This is a genomic window from Schleiferilactobacillus shenzhenensis LY-73, assembly GCF_000469325.1.
GTDB lineage: Bacteria > Bacillota > Bacilli > Lactobacillales > Lactobacillaceae > Schleiferilactobacillus > Schleiferilactobacillus shenzhenensis.
In genome coordinates, this window is the sequence record NZ_KI271625.1 from 5,192 (window position 1) to 5,575 (window position 384).

Below are 384 nucleotides of genomic sequence, written 5' to 3' on the forward strand. Positions count from 1 at the left end.
TGAGACTTTTAGCAAAGACCGCTAAAAGTCTCAAAGACCGGCCTTATTCTAGGCGGCCAAGCCGCCAAGAATAATTTCACCACTGAGCCCCCTCCCGCTCCGCCCTCCGTCACCCTACATTCTGGGAGACTGGAACTGTCTTGCTCTTCAGAAAACCCGGGCAGCCTCCTCCGCATTCGTTACGACAGTTACTTGGAAAAATGAAGTTCAAGTGGCACACCCGGCGAATATGTCCTGGCACCAAGTACTTTACGATCAGGAAGGATGTAGGCGATTTGGGCCCGGAGGCTGGCGGGGCTCAGTAGCGAGATTGTTGTTAGCGGGCGTTCTTTGCCCGCTTACAACAAGGCCGGACTTGAAGACTTTTGACGCACTTTGTCAAAA